The sequence below is a fragment of the Nocardiopsis halotolerans DSM 44410 genome, assembly GCF_000341065.1.
GTDB lineage: Bacteria > Actinomycetota > Actinomycetes > Streptosporangiales > Streptosporangiaceae > Nocardiopsis > Nocardiopsis halotolerans.
Genome location: NZ_ANAX01000122.1, coordinates 1 through 16966, shown reverse-complemented (window position 1 = coordinate 16966; position 16966 = coordinate 1). Strand labels below are relative to the sequence as shown.

General features: G+C 72.4%; 10 protein-coding genes and 1 pseudogene. 3 read left to right on the top strand and 8 right to left on the bottom strand.

Going from position 1 to position 16966, the window contains the following annotated elements; all coding sequences use genetic code 11:
• Positions 1-5: 5 nt before the first annotated feature.
• Both D455_RS36260 and D455_RS35275 read left to right on the top strand, forming a co-directional pair.
• A pseudogene (locus D455_RS36260) lies at positions 6-362 on the top strand (hypothetical protein); the annotation flags it as partial.
• 27 nt (positions 363-389) lie between these two features.
• Positions 390-1100, top strand: coding sequence for a sensor histidine kinase (locus D455_RS35275; protein WP_017570454.1), 711 nt, complete (start codon positions 390-392; stop codon positions 1098-1100).
• A 44-nt stretch (positions 1101-1144) separates the two neighbouring features.
• Here the strand turns inward: D455_RS35275 and D455_RS0109285 are convergent, their stop codons facing one another.
• From D455_RS0109285 to D455_RS0109270, 4 genes are all read right to left on the bottom strand, one after another.
• A complete protein-coding gene (locus D455_RS0109285) occupies positions 1145-5377 on the bottom strand; it encodes a TIGR02680 family protein (RefSeq protein ID WP_017570453.1) in 4233 nt (1410 codons plus the stop codon).
• Positions 5377-6885, bottom strand: coding sequence for a DUF2398 family protein (locus D455_RS29875; RefSeq protein WP_017570452.1), 1509 nt, complete (start codon positions 6883-6885; stop codon positions 5377-5379). Before D455_RS29875 ends, D455_RS0109285 begins: the two co-directional genes overlap by 1 nt.
• Positions 6885-8414 carry a TIGR02677 family protein gene (locus tag D455_RS0109275; RefSeq protein ID WP_017570451.1) on the bottom strand — a complete coding sequence of 510 codons (1530 nt, stop codon included), beginning with the start codon at positions 8412-8414 and terminating at the stop codon, positions 6885-6887. Before D455_RS0109275 ends, D455_RS29875 begins: the two co-directional genes overlap by 1 nt.
• A 194-nt stretch (positions 8415-8608) precedes the next feature.
• Positions 8609-10090, bottom strand: a complete 1482-nt coding sequence (locus tag D455_RS0109270) for a sodium/glutamate symporter (RefSeq protein ID WP_017570450.1) — start codon at positions 10088-10090, stop codon at positions 8609-8611.
• Between the two features lie 588 nt (positions 10091-10678).
• Between D455_RS0109270 and D455_RS0109265 the strand changes: the two genes are divergently transcribed.
• Entirely contained in the window at positions 10679-11497 is an 819-nt protein-coding gene (locus D455_RS0109265) for a metallophosphoesterase family protein (protein WP_017570449.1), read from the top strand.
• Between the two features lie 87 nt (positions 11498-11584).
• Here the strand turns inward: D455_RS0109265 and idi are convergent, their stop codons facing one another.
• The 4 genes from idi to D455_RS0109245 form a co-directional block, all read right to left on the bottom strand.
• Positions 11585-12184, bottom strand: coding sequence for an isopentenyl-diphosphate Delta-isomerase (gene idi / locus D455_RS0109260; protein WP_017570448.1), 600 nt, complete (start codon positions 12182-12184; stop codon positions 11585-11587).
• Between the two features lie 70 nt (positions 12185-12254).
• A complete protein-coding gene (locus D455_RS0109255; protein ID WP_017570447.1) occupies positions 12255-13106 on the bottom strand; it encodes a geranyl diphosphate 2-C-methyltransferase in 852 nt (283 codons plus the stop codon).
• A gap of 132 nt (positions 13107-13238) precedes the next feature.
• A complete protein-coding gene (locus D455_RS0109250; protein WP_026122465.1) occupies positions 13239-14606 on the bottom strand; it encodes a family 2 encapsulin nanocompartment cargo protein terpene cyclase in 1368 nt (455 codons plus the stop codon).
• Between the two features lie 35 nt (positions 14607-14641).
• Positions 14642-16036, bottom strand: a complete 1395-nt coding sequence (locus D455_RS0109245; RefSeq protein ID WP_017570445.1) for a family 2B encapsulin nanocompartment shell protein — start codon at positions 16034-16036, stop codon at positions 14642-14644.
• Positions 16037-16966: the final 930 nt, after the last annotated feature.

Here is a 16966-nt window from a genome sequence, read left to right as displayed (position 1 = left end):
CTGGCGTGGCGCCCACGGCGGCTGACGGCGCGGATGAGGCTGGCGCTGAGCTACGCGCTCTTCCTCAACGTCGCCGGGGCGGCCACGCTGGCGGTCGTCTACGTGGGGATGCGTTACGTTCCCAGCTACCCGCTGTACACGACGGACCCGTCGGTGACGCACGTCGCCTCCCGCCAGCAGATCCTGGACACCCTGTTGTGGGCCTCGGGCGTCGCGCTCGCCCTCCTGGCGGTCGTCGGGCTGTGGGGAGGCTGGGTGATCGCGGGACGTGTGCTGCGGCCGCTCCAGGAGATCACCCGGGCNGGGCCGCTGACGGCTCCCTGGACCATCGGATCGGGCTCCGTGGCCGACGGGACGAGTTCACCGAACTGTCCGACACCTTCGACCACATGCTCGACCGCCTCCAGCGCTCCTTCGAGGCCCAGCAGCGCTTCGCCGCCAACGCCTCCCACGAGCTGCGTACGCCGCTGGCCATCACCCGGACCATGCTGGACGTGGCCAGGGCGGATCCCCACGGTCAGGACCACCCCCGCCTCATCGCCCGCCTGCGCGAGACCAACCAGCGCGGCACGGAGATCGTCGAGGCCATGCTGCAGCTCTCCTCGCTCGAACACACACCACCCGACATGGATCCGGTCGACCTGTCGGAGGCGGTCCGCGAGGCGGTCGCGATCACCGGTGACGAGGCCGCCGACCTCGGCGTCACGGTCTCGGTCCGCGGCACGCCGTCACCGGTGACCGGCGACGGCGTGCTGCTGCGCCAGCTCGTGGTCAACCTCCTCCAGAACGCCCTGCGGCACAACCTGCCCGCGGACGGCACCGTGGTGGTGGCCACCGCGCCCGGTTCCCGGGACCACGGCCGCGTGCTGCTGACCGTCAGCAACACCGGACCGCGCCTGACCGAACCGGTCGAGAACCTCACCGAGCCCTTCCTCCGCGGCGGCGGCCGGATGGCCGCCAGAGGGTCCGGGCGTGCCGGGCACGGTCTGGGCCTGCCCATCGTCGCGCGTATCGTCGAGGCCCACGGAGGGGAGCTGCGTCTGACGCCCAACCCCGGTGGAGGGCTCACCGCTCGGGTCTCGTTGCCCGCACGCGGGTGACCGCACCCGCCGACCTTCCGGGGACGGCGTCGGTTCGGCGGGGGTCAGGGCGCGGGTGGGGCCTCCTCCCCGGTGTCCTCCAGCAGCGTTCCGGCCGACGACAGCGGCGCGAACCGGCTGGGGGTGATACCCAGCAGTTCGGCGGCCAGTTCCTCGTTGCCCGAGAACCCGGCGTCGGCGTCGATGGTCTGTGCTCCGTCCCAGAGCATGAGCATCGCCGAGACGGTGTGCGCTCCCTTGTCGTGGTGCATGTCGTAGTGGGCGGCCATGGGCACGGTGTCGTAGTGCACCCACAGGTCGTGTCCGGTCATGAACATGTCCAGGTCGAAGGTGACGGTCAGCCCCATGAGTTCGGGCTTGTAGCGGTCGTCGATCCCGGCGAAGGCCTCGTCCAGGGCCACCATCCGGGGGCAGGTGGGTGTGGCCGAGGTGTACAGGGCGTTGGCGGCGGCGAACAGCGGCAGGTGGATCGCGGCGGACTTCTCCCCGCCCGACATCTGCTCGTGCTTGTTCTTGGTGAGCTTGACCTCCTCCTGTCCGGGCACGGCCAGACGCAGTTCGAACCGGTACCAGGTGCGGTAGTCCAGCACCGCCGACAGGATCTGCTTGTAGGTGGCGCGGGGGTGGGCGGCGTGGTGTTCGCGGATCATCTCCCGCAGGACCTCGCGCAGCTGGGTCAGTCCCGAGGCGCCCAGTTCGGCGGCGTCCCGCCTGACCAGGCGCGCGGCGCTGGCCTGGTGCTCGGTGACGCGGTCCGACCGGCTCCAGCGGATCCCGATCCGGGTGCCCGAGGACATGGGGCGTGAGCGGGTGTCGCGGTCCATGTTCGCGACCAGGCCGCGGGCCACGCGCACCCGCTCGTGGATCTGCTGGGCGATCCCGGTGAGCAGCTCGTCCTCCAGGACGCCGCGTTCCTCCTCGCCCAGCAGCGCGCCCTGCTCCTCGACGCGTTCGGCGATGACGCGGGCGAAGGCGGAGACGGGGTTGCGGCCGGTCTCGTCGTTGACGAACACCGTGATGACGCCGCTGACGCCGAGGTCGTGGTCGACCCGGTAGCCCTCGGCGTCGCCGCCCAGGGTGTCCTGGAAGACGCGCAGGGCCTGGGAGATCCTCGTGGAGGCGGTCTTGAGGTCGCCGTCGGTGACCTCGGCGCCGGAGCCGACGGCGGCGGTGAACGCGTCGAGCAGTTCGGCGCCGGGCAGGACGGCGCGGACCGCGTCCGCCGGGTCGGTGGGGGACGACGCCAGGATCCGTTCGGCGGCCCGGTCGGGCGCGGGCCAGGAACTCCGGTCCGGCCAGACGGGTGCGGGGTCCACGCCCAGGGTGGCGCGCAGGTCGGGGTGGGCGAGGGCGGTGAAGGCGTCCGCGTGGTCGAACAGGGCGGTGAGGGACTCGGTGAGCGCCCTCTGTCCGCCGCCCAGTTTCTCGTCGGCCCGGATCATCGCCTCGTGGGCGGTCGCGGCCTCCTTCTGGGCTCGCTGGTGGTCCTCGCGGGCCCCGCTCAGCCGCTCCTTGACCTGTTCCAGCTCGGCCATGAGCTCGCGGACCGGTGCGCTGATGCTCTCCTGCTTGGCGGCGAGTTCGGCCGCGGCCCGTTCGTGCTCGCGCACCCGTTCCTCGTGGCGTTCGCGGTCCTCCTCCAGGCGTCCGCGCAACCGGGTGACGGTCTCCTGGCGGTTGTCCAGGTCGGCGGTGTGCCGGGCGACCTCGGCTCGGGCGGCGTGCAGCAGACGCGCGGTCTCCAGGAAGTCGTCCACGGCCCGGGAGACGGCGTCCACCGCCTCGGGCTGGGCGGGCATGGCGCGTTCGGTGGCCACGGTGCGCACCTGGTGGCGGTGGGCGTCGACCTCGGCGACCGCGGCGTCCAGGTCGCGGCGCCGCTCCTCGCTCTCGGCGCGCGCCGAGGCCAGGAGAGTGGACTGCTCGTCGACCCGGCGCACGGCCCGGTCGATCGGGGTGGTCTCGGGCAGGGCGGTGCGCGCCCGGGTGAAGGCCTTGAGGAGCTCACCCGCCCGGTCGAGCTGGTCGGTGACCTGCGCGCGCTGTTCGGTGAGTTCGGCGACGCGTGCGTCGCAGGAGGCCAGGCGTTCCCTACGGCGGTGGGCGCGGTTGGTGGCGCCGACGAACTCGGGAGCGGCCTTGGAGTACGCGCCCACGAGCATCCCCTGGGCGAACGTCCCCCGGACGCTGACCGCGTGCGCCGCCGCTTCCCCGGTGTCGGCCAGGCGCACCGACGCCAGGACTCGGGTGATGACGTCCTCGGGGACCAGGTCCTGCTGCTCGGGAACCAGCACGTCGGCCAGGGTGGGTCCCTCGCGCACGGCGGTGTCGGCGGTGGGCAGCAGGTAGGCGTCGGCTCCGCCCTCGGTGAGGGCGGCGCGGGTGGCGTCGGCGTCGGGGTGCACCCAGGCGGTGAGCAGCCCCGCGGCGTGCAGGGCGCCCTCGATCGCGGCGGCGTCGGTGTCCGCGACCGCGTCGGCGAAGCGGACCAGCTGCCACAGCGGTGCGCCGGGCCGGCCCTCCCGGGACGCGGTGCGCAGGTCGTCGGCGGGCGGCGCGTCGTCGCGTTCGGCGGCGATGTCCCCGCGTTCGCGGGTGAGACGGTCGATCTCCGCGTCGAGCTGGTCCCGGCGGGTCTCCAGGGTGCGCGCGTGCGCGGCGGCGTCCAGGCGCTGCTGGTCGGTGTGCTCCCCGTAGACCTCCCCCACGGTGGGGGTCCCGGGCGCGCCGAAGGCCTCCAGTGCCTCGGCCAGGGCGGTGACGCAGGCGGCGTCGGTGACCGGGGCGGGACCGTCGGCCCAGTGCCCTGCCCACACGGTGAGCGCGTCGGCGGCACCACTCCGCGCGGCGGCCAGTTCCTCCTCCGCCCGTGCGCACTCCGCGGCGCGCCGCCGGAGCCGCTCGTCGGCCTGGGCGCTGGCTCGCTCGGCGGTACCGCGCGCGGTCTCGGCCCGGGCGAGTTCGGCGAGGCGTTCGCGCACCGCGGCCACGTCGGCGCGGCGGGCGGTCGCGCGCGCCTGGGCGGTGGCGGGCAGGTCGTCGCCGGTGTCGGCGTGGCCCTCACCGTCGTGGTCGAACCCGGCCTGTCCGGCGGTCTCGGCCAGCTCCGCGACCAGTTCCCGGGTGCGGGCCCGGCCGTGTTCGAGGCTGGTGGCGACCCGTTCGGCCTCCCGCTGGAGGGTGGTGACCTCTCCGGCCTGGTCGTCCAGCCTGCCCTGCTGCTCCTCCAACGCGCGGGCGGTCTCGGCGCTGTGCGTGCGTTCGATCTCCAGGGCGGCGTGGCTGCGGAACGCCTCGTGGGCCTCCAACCCGTCCTTGCGAGCCGTGAGTCGGCGGATCTCGGCCTCGTACCCCTCGGCCCGCTCGGTGGCGGCTGCGTGCGCGAGGGTGGCCTCCTCCCGGGTGTCGCGGGCCTCGGTGATGGCCCGGGCCTGCTCGGCGGTCTGTTCGGTGGCGGCGTGCACGCGGGCCAGGCGGTGGCGGGCGTGCGCGGTGAGGTAGGCCGCGTACTCCCCGACGAACGCCGTGGTCGCGGCGTGCGCCGTGCTGGCCTGGTCGAAACGGCGCTGGACGGCGGCCAGGTTGGTGAAGTCGCGGGCGGCCTGGTCGACGAGCTCCTCGTCCAGGGGGCTCAGCCCGCTGGTGAGGGTCTCGGAGACCTTCTCGGGGTCCAGGTCCTTGGCCAACAGGGGGCGGCGCAGCGCCAGGAGCAGGTCGAGCAGTTGGACGTAGCGCTCGCCGAGGCCGAAGAGGCGGGCGTCCACGGCACGGCGGTAGTCGGCGGCGGTGGACTGGAAGGCGGCCTCACCGAGCGCCCCCTTGAGCTGCCTCTCGGTGAGCGGGCGCCCGTCGGAGGCGAGCAGGCCGAAGTCCACGCCCAGGCGTTGGTCGGTGACGAAGAAGGAGGGGACGACGCCGTCGCGGTGCCGGTGCGCGCGCAGCCCGATGACGAGGGTGACCGTCTCGGTGTCCCCGTCCTCCGTGTCGGTCGTGGCGCGGGCGAACTCCATCCACACGTACCCGTACTCGGCGTCCTGGCCGCGGTAGAGCAGGTTGGACTTCATGGTGCGGTTCTGGCCGCTGAACGGGTCGAGGCGGCGGGCGTCGGTGTACCCGTCCAGGATGAAGGGGAAGAGCACCTCCAGGGCCTTGGTCTTGCCCGAGCCGTTGTGCCCGCGCAGGACGAGGCGCCCGTCGGCGAACACGAACTCCTCGTCGACGTAGTCCCAGACGTTGATCACACCGGCGCGGCTGGGCCGGAATCGGGGGCTGGACATCAGTTTCCTTCCGAGGGGGCGGGTTCGTCTGCGGGGGGCGTGTCGGTGGAGGGCGTGCCGGGAGGAGCGGAGTCCCCGGCCCCGTCCGTCGCGGCCTCCGTCACGGCCCCCGGGGAGGCCCCGCCGGACGTACCCGTGTGCGTCAGGGGATCGGACAGCCCCAGGGGCAGCTGCCCCTCGTCGGCGCGTTCGGGGAGCGCGCCCTGGATGTTGCGGTAGCGGGAGGCGGCGGGGAGCACCAGGGCGCCCCCGGGCACCGGCCGGATCAGGGAGAGCTCGGTGAGCAGGGCCAGCGCCGCGTCCAGCAGGCCGTAGGGATCCTGCTGCCAGGCGCCCCCGAAGGAGGAGGCGCCGAACTCGGCGTAGAGCTCGTGGATCATGGTCTCCCACCGGCCGCGCTCGACCAGGGGGACCTCCAGCCGCGCGGGCTGCTCCCCCTCCTCGGCGGGCTCCACGGTCCAGGCCAGGTCGGTCACCACGCCGTCGCGGGGCAGCCCCGCGTCCACGAGTCGGACGAGTTCGGCCTGGTCGACGGCCTGCGGGGTCACGGGCAGCCGGACGAGCGCGGCCAGGGAGGTCTCCAGGAGATCGGCCACCTTGGCCAGCAGGAGTCCGGCCGTGCGGTTGACCGCGCCGCCACGACCGGGGAAGGGCCGGTCGGTGAAGGTGCCCGCGGGATCGGCCAGCAGCACGCCCTCGGCGCGGCGCTCGACCCGGAGCCCGGTGGCGCGGGCCAGGTCCTCGGCCACGCCCCTGCCGCGCAGGGCCGCGGACACCGCCGGTTCGACGTCGGCGTGGTACACCACCGGCCGCTCCACCAGGAGCCGCCTGGCCCGCCGTACCGCCTGCTCGCGCGGCGAGCCCTCGGTGAGCGGGTCGGCGAGCAGTCCGGCCGCGCTGTTCAGGTGCTGCACCGGGCGGGCCGGGCGGAACAGCAGCTCGCACACCTCGTGGTCGATGTCGAACAGGGCGTCGCCCTGTCCGCTGCCCGCGGCCCACGCCTCCAGGGACCCGTCGGACAGGTGGAGTGCGCCGCGGTCCACCAGCCAGTGGGCGACGTCGACCAGCGCGGCCTTGTGCGCGCCGTCGGTGGGGTCGTAGCCCAGCCCGTCGACGGCGTTGGCCGCGGGCGTGAACCGGCTGACCAGGTCGGCGAGGCTGATCTCGATCTGGGAGCGCTGGAAGGCGGCCAGCACCAGGCACAGGTAGGCGAGCCTGCGCCGGTCGAAGGGCCTGCCCCTACGCGCGAAGGTCTGGCGCTGGGTGGGGTCCAGGGCGTCGAGTTCGCGGACCAGGCGCACGTGGTCGGTGGTGGCGACCAGGGTGTAGCCGAAGAGCCGCTCCAGGTCGGAGGCCAACTCGTCGGCCCAGCGCAGCACCTGCTCCAGGGCGCCGGGGCGCGGTCGGGTGGCCGTGATGAGGTCGCAGGTGAGGACGCGGCGCATGGCCTGTTGGTAGGAACCCAGGTCGGCGGGGGCGACCGTGCGGGCGAAGAGTCGGCGGGGCATCAGGTGTTCTTCGTTCGGATCCGGTGGCCGGTGGCCTCCAGGCGCAGGCCCGGCAGGTGGAGTCGGCCCTGGCTGGTGTGGACGGTGCTGCCCGCCGGGTCGGGGACCAGGCGGACCATGGTGCCGTCGCCCGCGCCGCTGGCCGAGGACAGGCGTCCGGCGACGACCGAGCGCGACTCCAGGGCGCGGGTGACCAGGCGCAGCAGGACACGGGTGTCGGTCTCGTCCAGGACGCGGCCGTGGGCGCCCCGGTCGACCAGGCGTGCGGCGGCCTCGCGTTCGGCGGCGCGGTCGGCGGCCTGCTGCCCGCGCAGGCGCGCCTGGGCGCCGGGGTTGCGCCGTACCGGTTTGGGCACGCCCGCGGTGGGGGCGGTGCCGCTGCGGAACAGGGTGACCGACACCTCCACCCCCGGAGCGTCCCACCAGGTGAGGTTGGGCGGGATCTGCTCCTCGTCGTCGTGGGCCACGCCCAGGTGGCGGGCGGAGCGGACGTTGAAGGCGGCGCCCATCAGGGCGTGCGCGGCGCCGTCGTCGGGGGTGTTGAACGCCCACTCGGCCAGGTGCCGCAGCTGGGTGGAGCGGTTGACGCCGCCCCGCTGGGCCTCGGTGATCTGGCGCAGCAGGGCGATCACGCCCGAGACCGCCGACCGGGTGGCCGCGTGCAGTTCGGCGGCCCGCGCGGGGATGGCGTCGTCGGAGGAGAACCAGGCGCGCAGGGCCCGCCAGCGGCGCCGCCAGTCGGCCAGGCGCTCGTCGCGTTCCATGAACAGGCGTTCGTCGGAGTCGGCGGCGCGGGAGAGCAGCGTGGCCAGCCCGGTCTCCTCCACCTCGCGCACGGCGCGGTCCAGGCGCGGCAGGTAGCGGTCGAGTTCGGCCATGAAGTCGGACATGTGCACCAGCAGGGCGTTCTTGTGCCGCAGGAACATGTCCGGGGAGGCGTCGGTGGAGCGCAGGATCTCACCCAGGGTGACGTGGAACTGGGCGGAGCGCCGCCCCATGTCCTCCATGACCGCGTCCAGGCGCGCGAGCCTGCGGTAGACCTGTTCGGCCCGGCCGGTGCGGTTGGCCTCGGCCAGGGCGCGCAGGTCCTCCAGGACCTCGGAGAAGACCAGCCGGGACAGGTTGACGTCCTCGATGCGGGCGCCCAGCAGGTTCTCGACCGACTGGTAGGCCCGGTAGCCGAGTTCGCTGAACTGGTACACCGACTGCCGGTTGCGGTAGCGCGCGAGGTTCCCGGCGCGCGAGGCGTCGTCGAAGCGGTGCACGACCCGGTCGGCGTGGAGCTCGTCCAGACGGTCGCGCAGGCTCCGGTCGGGCACGGGCACCCCGTCGTGGGACCGGGCGAGTTCGCGCAGGGCGTCGGCGACGTCGTCGGGGGCCACCTGGACCTGGTGGACCTCGCGCAGACGGTCCATGGCCCGCAGGATCCACAGGTAGGTGACGTGGTCGTCGCGCCGGGTGAAGTTGAACAGCCGGAACCGGTCGCTGACCGCGGGCGGGTCCACGTCCAGGGCTCTGCGTTCGACCACGGGCCGTCCCTCCGTCTGGTGTGCGCGCTACGGGTGGGCCGGTCCGGGACCGGCCCACCTCCATAACGCTAGGTGACCGCAGAGACGGTACACCCGTTTTCCACAGGACCGGTCCCGGAGGGATCCGCGCGGGTGGCCGACCGCGGCGGGAACCGGAACGGACGGGGCGCGGGACGGTCGTGCCCCGTCCTCGGTCAGGAGACCCGCTCGGCCTCGTGCTCTGCGGCGACGACCCCCTGGTCACGGCGTCGACGGCGGAACGCGAACAGGCCCGTGGACAGGCTGGTCACCAGCACCACCGCCATGATCGCCAGGAAACCCACCGGCCCCACGTGGGGGCTGATGATCAGCGGGATCGCGGCCGCCGTGACCAGGCCTCCCCCGAAGAACGGCTCGAAGATGAGCTGCTTGTAGCCGAAGGCGGGATAGGCGGGCGATCTCATCTCCGGATCGACGACGCGCATCAGCACGAGCCCCGTTGCGGTGACGCCGAGCGACTGGCCGAACTCGCCGATGCCCCGCTCGAACCAGTGGCTGGGCATCATCCGCGGCGCCAGGAAGAGGAAGCCGCACAGCGACCACAGGACGCCCGCGAGGGCCAGGAGCGCGAAGGCCGCGATGTTGTCGGCGATGGCCTGGAGCGACAGGGTGGCCATCGCGGCGATGATGAGGACGTCCAGCGACAGGCCCTGGATCCGTTCGACGGTCTTGTGGTCCACCACGTCGTTGCGGTCGAACCGGTCGATGACCACCTGGAGGACGATGCCGCCGATCATGGCCAGCGGGAACAGCGGCACGTAGGCCATGACCTCGATGGTCTCGGCCCACAGCATCCGCTCCAGCCACTGCAACCCCATGAGGATGAGCTGGCCGATCAGCACGGCCAGGGCGACCAGACCGAAGTGCAGCGTGAGCGGGTCCATCGAGGAGGGGTGGACGGTCATGGTCGCGCCCGCCGAGCGCTTGTCCCGCTCGACCAGTCCGGCCTGCTCGCCGTCGGTGCCCTTGGCGTCGGAGCTGATCACGTTGGACTTGCCGCGGCGCACACCCCAGTTGATGAGGACGATGCCGACGATGATGCCCGACAGCAGCCCGACGGTGGCCATGCCCAGGGCCAGGTCCTGGCCCTGGGCCCAGCCCGCCTGCTCGAAGGTGTCGCCCAGGCCCGCCGCGGTGCCGTGCCCGCCGAGGAAGCCGATCTCGATCAGGGCACCGGAGATCGCCGGGACGTTGAACAGGGGGACGAGCACCAGCAGGGCGAGTGTCAGGCCGATGACGTACTGGCCGCTGGCCATGGTGACGCCGAAGGCGAGGTTGGGGCCCGCCAGGGTCGCGGCCTCGCGGAACCGGGGCAGGGGTTTGCCCAGGAAGAGGCTGGCGAAGACGGCCGAGATCAGCAGGCCGGGCAGCGCGGACCACACCTGCATCACGTCGGCGCCGAAGAGTCCGCCCTCGGCCGCGCGTTCGGCGAAGCCCCCGCCGACGCCCCGGTCGGCCAGCCATCCCATGAGGCGCCCGAACACGTCGGGGCCCAGGAGCAGCGCGATCCCGCCGCCGATGATCGAGCCGGGCAGGTACAGCTTCTGCGTCAGCTTCCACCTGACGCGGACCAGCTTCGATACCAGCAGCAGCACCCCCAGCAGGAGGAGTGCGAGGCCGACGGTGTCAGGTGTCATTGCTACCTCTCGTGTCGGTTCCGCGAAGGGCGCGTACCCGGAGCCACGAGTGGATCGAGCGGGGTACGCCTCGGCAGGGGACGTGGCGGGGAGGTAGAGGACACCACGGCCCCGGGTGACCGTGGCGTCACGATCACCCGCGGCATCCTACACACGCCGTAGTGGCACCGAACACAGAGGAAGCGTGACGGATGCGGACGCAGTGCAATGGACGCATCGCGCTCCGCAAGGAAATGGAAAACGGTCAGAGCACACGCAAGGGCGACGAAACGAGCTCGACTCCGTGGGGTACACGCTTCTCGCGCGTCCACCGGGGCCTGACGCGCCGTCGAGGGCGCGCGGCGCCTACCCGAGCCGGGGCTCCCGTTCGGCCCGCTCCGGAATGACAAGTGTCACGGCCGGTGACCGCGCCTCCGAAGCCTTCCCCATGCGTCCCCTCCGGCGGAAGCGGCGTCCCCGACGTCCGCGCGGACGCGTGCGGGCCACCCGGCGGTCGGGGGTCCGCTGGACGGAGCCGCGGAGAACCGCCCCGGAGGGACTGTGTAGGGTGGCCGGGCGGCGGAGCCGACACGGGGAAGGAACGGTGGGATGAGCCTGCTCGCCATCAGCGACCTGCACGTCCGGCACGGTGACAACCGCGCCTTCACCGAGGGCCTGCGTCCGGAGTCGGACGAGGACTGGCTCCTGGTGGCCGGCGACGTCGCCGAGACCACCGACGACGTCCTCTGGGCGATGGAGCTGCTGGCCGAGCGCTTCGCCACCGTGGTTTGGGTGCCCGGCAACCACGACCTGTGGACCACGCCCTCGGACCCCCTCCAGCTGCGCGGTGAGGAGCGCTACCGGTACCTGGTCGAGGCCCTGCGCGGCCTGGGCGTACACACCCCCGAGGATCCCTACCCCCTCTGGCCGGGGCCCGACGGACCCGTGGCCGTGGCTCCCCTCTTCGTCCTGTACGACCACACCTTCCGCCCGGCCGGAACCGGCACCAAGGAGGAGGCGCTCGCGGTCGCGTACGAGGCGGGCGTGGTGTGCACCGACGAGTACCTGCTCCACCCCGATCCCCACCCCGGGCGCGACGCCTGGTGCCGGGCCCGCCTGGAGTACACGCGGGGGCGGTTGGACGCGCTGGACCCGGATCTGCCCACCGTGCTGGTCAACCACTTCCCGCTCGTGCGCGAGCCCACCCGGATCCTGCGCTACCCCGAGTTCGCCCAGTGGTGCGGCACCGAGGCCACCGCGGACTGGCACACGCGCTACCGGGCCCGCGCCGTGGTCTACGGGCACCTGCACATCCCCCGCACGATCGTGGTCGACGGCGTCCCCCACGTGGAGGTCTCCCTCGGCTACCCCCGGGAGTGGGGCGCGCGACCGAACCCGCCCGAGGGGCCGCGCCGCGTCCTGCCCTAGCGGGCCGGCCGAAAGCGCTGCTGGCGGGCGCGCGGGTCCACACGAACGGGGCGAGCCGGCGGACACCTCCGGTCACCGCACCAGGAGCTACCAGCCGGAGTCGCCGGTCAGTTCGCGCACCGCGGGCAGCACGGTGTCGAGCACCGTGGGAAACCACGCCGAGAACGGCAGGTCCCCGCACATCCGCTCCAGTTCCGCGGAGTCGACGAACGCGGTCCGGTCGACCTCATCCGGGTCGGGGCGCGGCTGGTCGCGCAGCAGTCCCACGAAGAGGTGGTTGTACTCCTGTTCCACCAGCCCGGAGACCGGGTCCGGATGGTTGTAGCGCACCGTCCCGGCCTCGCGCATGAGCGCGGGGGCCACGCCCAGCTCCTCGTGGGTGCGCCGGGCGGCGGCCAGGAAGGGCGGCTCCCCGGGGAGGGGGTGGCCGCAGCAGGTGTTGGACCACACCCCGGGCGAGTGGTACTTGCCGGGGGCGCGGCGCTGGAGCAGCAGGCGGCCCCGGCCGTCGAGGAGGAAGACCGAGAAGGCCCGGTGCAGCCGTCCGGGCGGCATGTGCGCGGAGACCTTCTCCGCGGTGCCGGTCGTCGTCCCGTCCTCGTCGACCAGTTCGAGCATGACCGGTTCGGGGTCGGGGCCGTCCGGTGACACGGTGGTGCGGTGGTCGATGGCTGAACTGGTGGGCATGGACGTCCTTCGTGTTCGTCGACGGGGTGCGGGGGCGCGGCGGCGCGGGGACCGCGCCGCCGCGCCGTGGTCAGACGCGGTCAGCCGCGATGAGCAGGTAGTGGAAGCTGCCCTCCTTGTAGGCGGTGAGGAACGGGTCCTCGATCCCGGTGGCCACCGAGGACCGGGCCCGCAACTCCCAGTACGGGATCGTGCTGGCGGTCAGGTCGACGACCTCCATCGGGACGAGGTTGTTGGCCGTCATCGCCCGGAAGTACTCGCTGCGGGCGTGGATGTTGCAGGTGTAGTGCTCGTCGATACGGCTGACCGCCTTGGAGCGGCCTCCGGTGACGTCGTTGTAGCAGCCGGTGATGGTGACGTAGCGGCCCCCGTACTCCAGCAGGCGGGCGTGCTCGCGGAAGAGCTCGAACAGGTCCACGTACATGGTGGACTCGTTGTTCCAGCTGGCACGCAGGGACCCCGTCTCGAAGCCGGTGTCGAGCATGTTACGGAAGTGGAAGCGCACCCGGTCGGCCACGCCCCGCTCCTCGGCCTGCCCGTTGGCGAAGGCGACCTGCTGTTCGGAGATCGTCACCCCGTCCACGTGGCAGCCGAAGCGCTGGTGGGCCATGAAGCTGGTGCCGCCGCGCCCGGAACCGGTGTCCATGATCCGGTCGTCGGGCGAGATCGGCCCCAGGTGGTCCAGGAGCAGGTTGGCCTGCGCCGTCTCCAGGCGGTGCATCTCCCGGATGACGCGTTCGTCGCGGGTCTCCTCCGGACCCTCCAGCACGGAGGGGTCGTAGTCACCGATCCCGTAGTGGTGGTGGAAGAAGCCGTCGACCTCGCCGAGCCGGATGTTGACGGGGTCCCTCTCGGCGTTCCAGTACGCCGCCACGGACTCCTGGTAGGCGGTGCGCAGGACGGGACTCATGGTCTCGGTCATGGGGAGAACTCCTTGTCGTGGTGCCCCCGGCCGGTCGGGGCCGGGGCCGGGCGGAAGACGGATCGGATGGAGGGCGGACCGGACGGAGGGCGGACCGGGGGCGGGTCCGGGCTGGCCCGGGCCCGCCCCCGGTCAGGAGGCGTTCGTTCCGTGGTAGCGGGCGGTACGGGCGTGCCATTCGCGGCTGCCGCCGAGCCAGGCCCACAGGCCCCACAGGAAGCGGCGCAGCTCCGGGGAGCCGTTCAGGGCCAGGGCCGCCGCCTCGGCCTCGAAGGTGTGCATCAGTTCGTCGTGGACGTCGACGGTGCGCCGGACGGCCTCGTCCAGCGAACAGTCGTCCTCGGTGGCGATCAGTCGGGGCAGGCTGAAGTCGGTGACGTCCTCCTTGCCCATGGAGTACAGGTCGTTCACGATCACGCTCGCGCTGCCCGCCAGCGTGAACACCCGGCGCACGCTCGGCTCGGCGAACTCCGCCCAGGGCAGCTCGTATCCGGCGACCGCGTCGATGAGCGCCATGCACGGCACGAAGCTGTTCTCGTGCCGGTGCATGAGGAACTCCCAGACCGGCGGCCGGTGCCCGGTCGCCAGCCAGACGCCCTCCTGGTTGTAGGCCACGAACATGATCGCCAGCTCGTGGCGGAGCCTGCGCACCTGCGCCGCCGTGGCGTAGGTGCCGAGGTCGGCCAGGCTGGAGCGCAGGGCCACCATCACGGGGTCCGCGCGCACGACCTCCTCCAGCTGGGGCGCGTAGCGCAGCGGCAGGTGGGCCTGGTCGATGACCGAGTGGGCGATCGCCAGGCGCTGGCCGAGCAGCTCCGGGCGCGCCTCCTCCACCTCGCCGTCGACGTAGTGGTCGTCCACGGACCACTCGGCCAGGGCGCACTTGGCGGCGGCCAACAGCCGGTCGGGATCGTCGGTCTCGGGGTGGGCGAGCATGATGAGGCGCCCGAACCCGGCCGAGCGGACCCGGTCGAGCTGACCGGGGTAGACCCCCACCTCCTCGGCCCACGCGACCAGCCGGTCGTCGACCTCCTCGCCCAGGGCGGGGTCGTCGCGCATGGCGGGCGGGCAGTACAGCGCCGGGACCCCCTGCCCGCCGTCCCCGGTGTTCTCGGCGTCCTCGGGCCGGGGAACCCCGCTCCGGGCCCCCTCGTCCCGGGGTACCCCACTCCTGGGACGCTCCACCGCGGGGGCGGAGAGCCCGGGGACACGCGGTCCGCCGGGGTGGGCGGGGACACGCGTCGCCGCGCTCACGGCGGTGGCGGGGCGCTGGTCGGCGACGCGCGCCCCGGAGAGGCGGAGCCGGAGCGCCGACGTTCCGACCTCGGCGGACCCCACGGGCAGCCGGGGTGCGGGCGGTGTCCTCGGGGCGGACGCGGGCGCCAGCAGGTCCCGGTTCCCCGGGCGGCGCGGGTCGCGGAGCAGGTCGTCCACCAGCCCCGCCACCTCCGGGGAGAGCGCGGAGGCGGCGGAGGCGGACATCCTGGACAGCGGTGACACCGTCTCAGGCCTCCTTCCCTGACAGTGCCGGGTACTCAGCCACGCGGGTGGACCTCGGCGTTCTCCAGGATTCCGACGGCGTCGGGGACGAGCACCGCGGCGGAGTAGTAGGTGCTGACGAGGTAGGAGATGATGGCCTTGTCGTCGATGCCCATGAAACGGGCGTTGAGGCCGGGCTCGACCTCGTCGGGGAGTCCGGTCTGGTACAGGCCGATGACGCCTTCGTTGTCCTCGCCGGTGCGGACGGCGATGATGGACGAGGTCTGGTGCTCGGTGACCGGGATCTTGCCGCAGGGCAGGAGCGGAACGCCGCGCCATGCGGGCAGGTGGTGGCCGCCGACCTCCACGGTGCCGATGTTGAGCCCGCGCTTGTTGCACTCCTTGCCGAAGGCCGCGATGGCCCGGGGGTGGGCGAACATGTACTGGGTGTTGCGGCGCATGCTCAGCAGGTCGTCCAGGTCGTCGGGGGTGGGCGGCCCCTGGTGGGTCTGGATCCGCTGCTTGAACTCGGTGTTGTGGAGCAGGCCGAACTCGGGGTTGTTGACCAGTTCGTGCTCCTGGCGCTCGCGCAGGGCCTGGATGGTCAGCCGCAGCTGCTGCTCGGTCTGGTTCATCGGCTTGTTGTAGAGGTCGGCGACCCGGCTGTGGACCCGCAGCACGGTCTGGGCCACGCTCAGTTCGTATTCGCGCGGCTTGAGCTCGTAGTCGACGAAGGCGCCGGGCAGCTGGGCCTCTCCGACGTGGCTCGACGACAGGGCGATCTCGGCCTCGCCGTGCTTGTTCTGCCGCTGCTCGGGCAGGGACAGGTACTCCTGGACGTGGGCCTGGAGGGAGGGCGAGTCGTCCAGGATCGCGATGAACTCCTGCCGGGGCATCTCCAGCAGCGTGCCCGCCGTCGCGGCCTTGAACGTGAACTCCCACTTGGGATCGGTGCCGAGCAGGTGGCGGTCACCGAACTTGTCGCCGTCAGCGAGCACGCCCAGCAGGTTGGTGTCGCCGTAGTGGCCGTCGCTGGTCCTGTGCACACGGCCGTGCGCCAGCAGGTACAGGTGGTCGGCCGGGGTCCCCTCCTGCGCCAGCACCTGGCCGGGTTCGAAGTCGCGCTGGACGAAGCGGTCGGCCAGGGCCCCCAGCACGTCCATGTCGTCGAAGCCGCGCAGCAGGGACAGCTCGNCGGGGATGACCCGGACCTGCGAGCCGGTCTGCACGAACTCGATCCGCCCGTCACCGATGGTGTAGGTCAGCCGCCGGTTGACCCGGTAGGCACCGCCGTCGGTGTGCACCCACGGAAGCATCCTGGTCACCCAGCGCGAGCTGATCCCCTGCATCTGCGGCGTGGACTTGGTCGTGGTCGCCAGGTTGCGCGCGGCCGCGGTCGCCAGGCTCTGCTGCCTGTCGCTGCGTACTTCGGGAGCTGAGTCGATCGACATCCGTCGTGTCTCTCCTGTGTGGTCGCGTGCCCGCTCCACGGGGGTTGGGAATCTCCGGTGAGCGGGCCGGGAGGGAAGGGGTGATGCCTACTCGGACACACGGGCTGACCAGCGCCTTTGGCATCTGGGAAAGCCCTGTGCAAGCCGTTGATCACCCTAGGAGCGGCCGCCTGGAGTTCGCAAAGGAAAACAGAACTTTTCCCGGAGGAACCGGCTGGAACCCTGTCCCATATATCGTCCGCACCCATGGGAAACCCGAGGAGAAAACACACCCGAAAACAGAAAGACCTTCCATCGCCACAAACCCTCGAACAGCGCATACAGACCCGCAGAACATGACATAACCCAGCCCCAACTCCACACCCGAACCCGAGAAACAACTCCCAATTCAGGACATGTGACGATGTGAGTTTCTCGTGAGGAAACCAGGGCGAGGAGCCGCCCCGGTCACGCGGGACGAGGAATTACGGCCAACCGATGACAGGACCGCCGCACCCCGCCACCAGATCACCCCGCCCGTACCCGAGAGAGCAACACCACGCAAGGGCCGGGTGGCATCTCCGTTCCTTTCCGCGGGCACCCAACACACCCGAGTGTGGAAACGGCAGGTGAAAAGCGTGCCCGTGACGCACCCCTGTCCGGAATCGGCCATGGAAGCAGCGAACGGAGGAAACGGGGTATTTCCCCGGCGGCGCTCCGAGGATCGGGGGACGACCTCGACGACGGGACCCCCGGCCCTCCAGCCACGACCGCGCCCGTGACCACCACCTCCGACGCACCGCACGCGACCCGACGGACGAAACCCCCGAACCGACACCACCCCCCAGCACACACGAAGGCCCTCGCCGGACACGGCACCGGAGGCCACGAGAGGACACACATGGCCAGCAGACTCAAGCGCGCCGCGGCGACCCTGGCGATCGCCGCCGG

Excerpts from the sequence above, each read along its gene's own strand:
- D455_RS0109285 (WP_017570453.1), bottom strand. The coding sequence starts at position 5,377 with ATGTCCAGCCCCCGATTCCGGCCCAGCCGCGCCGGTGTGATCAACGTC.
- D455_RS0109265 (WP_017570449.1), top strand. The coding sequence starts at position 10,679 with ATGAGCCTGCTCGCCATCAGCGACCTGCACGTCCGGCACGGTGACAAC.
- D455_RS29875 (WP_017570452.1), bottom strand. The coding sequence starts at position 6,885 with ATGCCCCGCCGACTCTTCGCCCGCACGGTCGCCCCCGCCGACCTGGGT.
- D455_RS0109255 (WP_017570447.1), bottom strand. The coding sequence starts at position 13,106 with ATGACCGAGACCATGAGTCCCGTCCTGCGCACCGCCTACCAGGAGTCC.
- D455_RS0109270 (WP_017570450.1), bottom strand. The coding sequence starts at position 10,090 with ATGACACCTGACACCGTCGGCCTCGCACTCCTCCTGCTGGGGGTGCTG.
- idi (WP_017570448.1), bottom strand. The coding sequence starts at position 12,184 with ATGCCCACCAGTTCAGCCATCGACCACCGCACCACCGTGTCACCGGAC.
- D455_RS35275 (WP_017570454.1), top strand. The coding sequence starts at position 390 with ATGCTCGACCGCCTCCAGCGCTCCTTCGAGGCCCAGCAGCGCTTCGCC.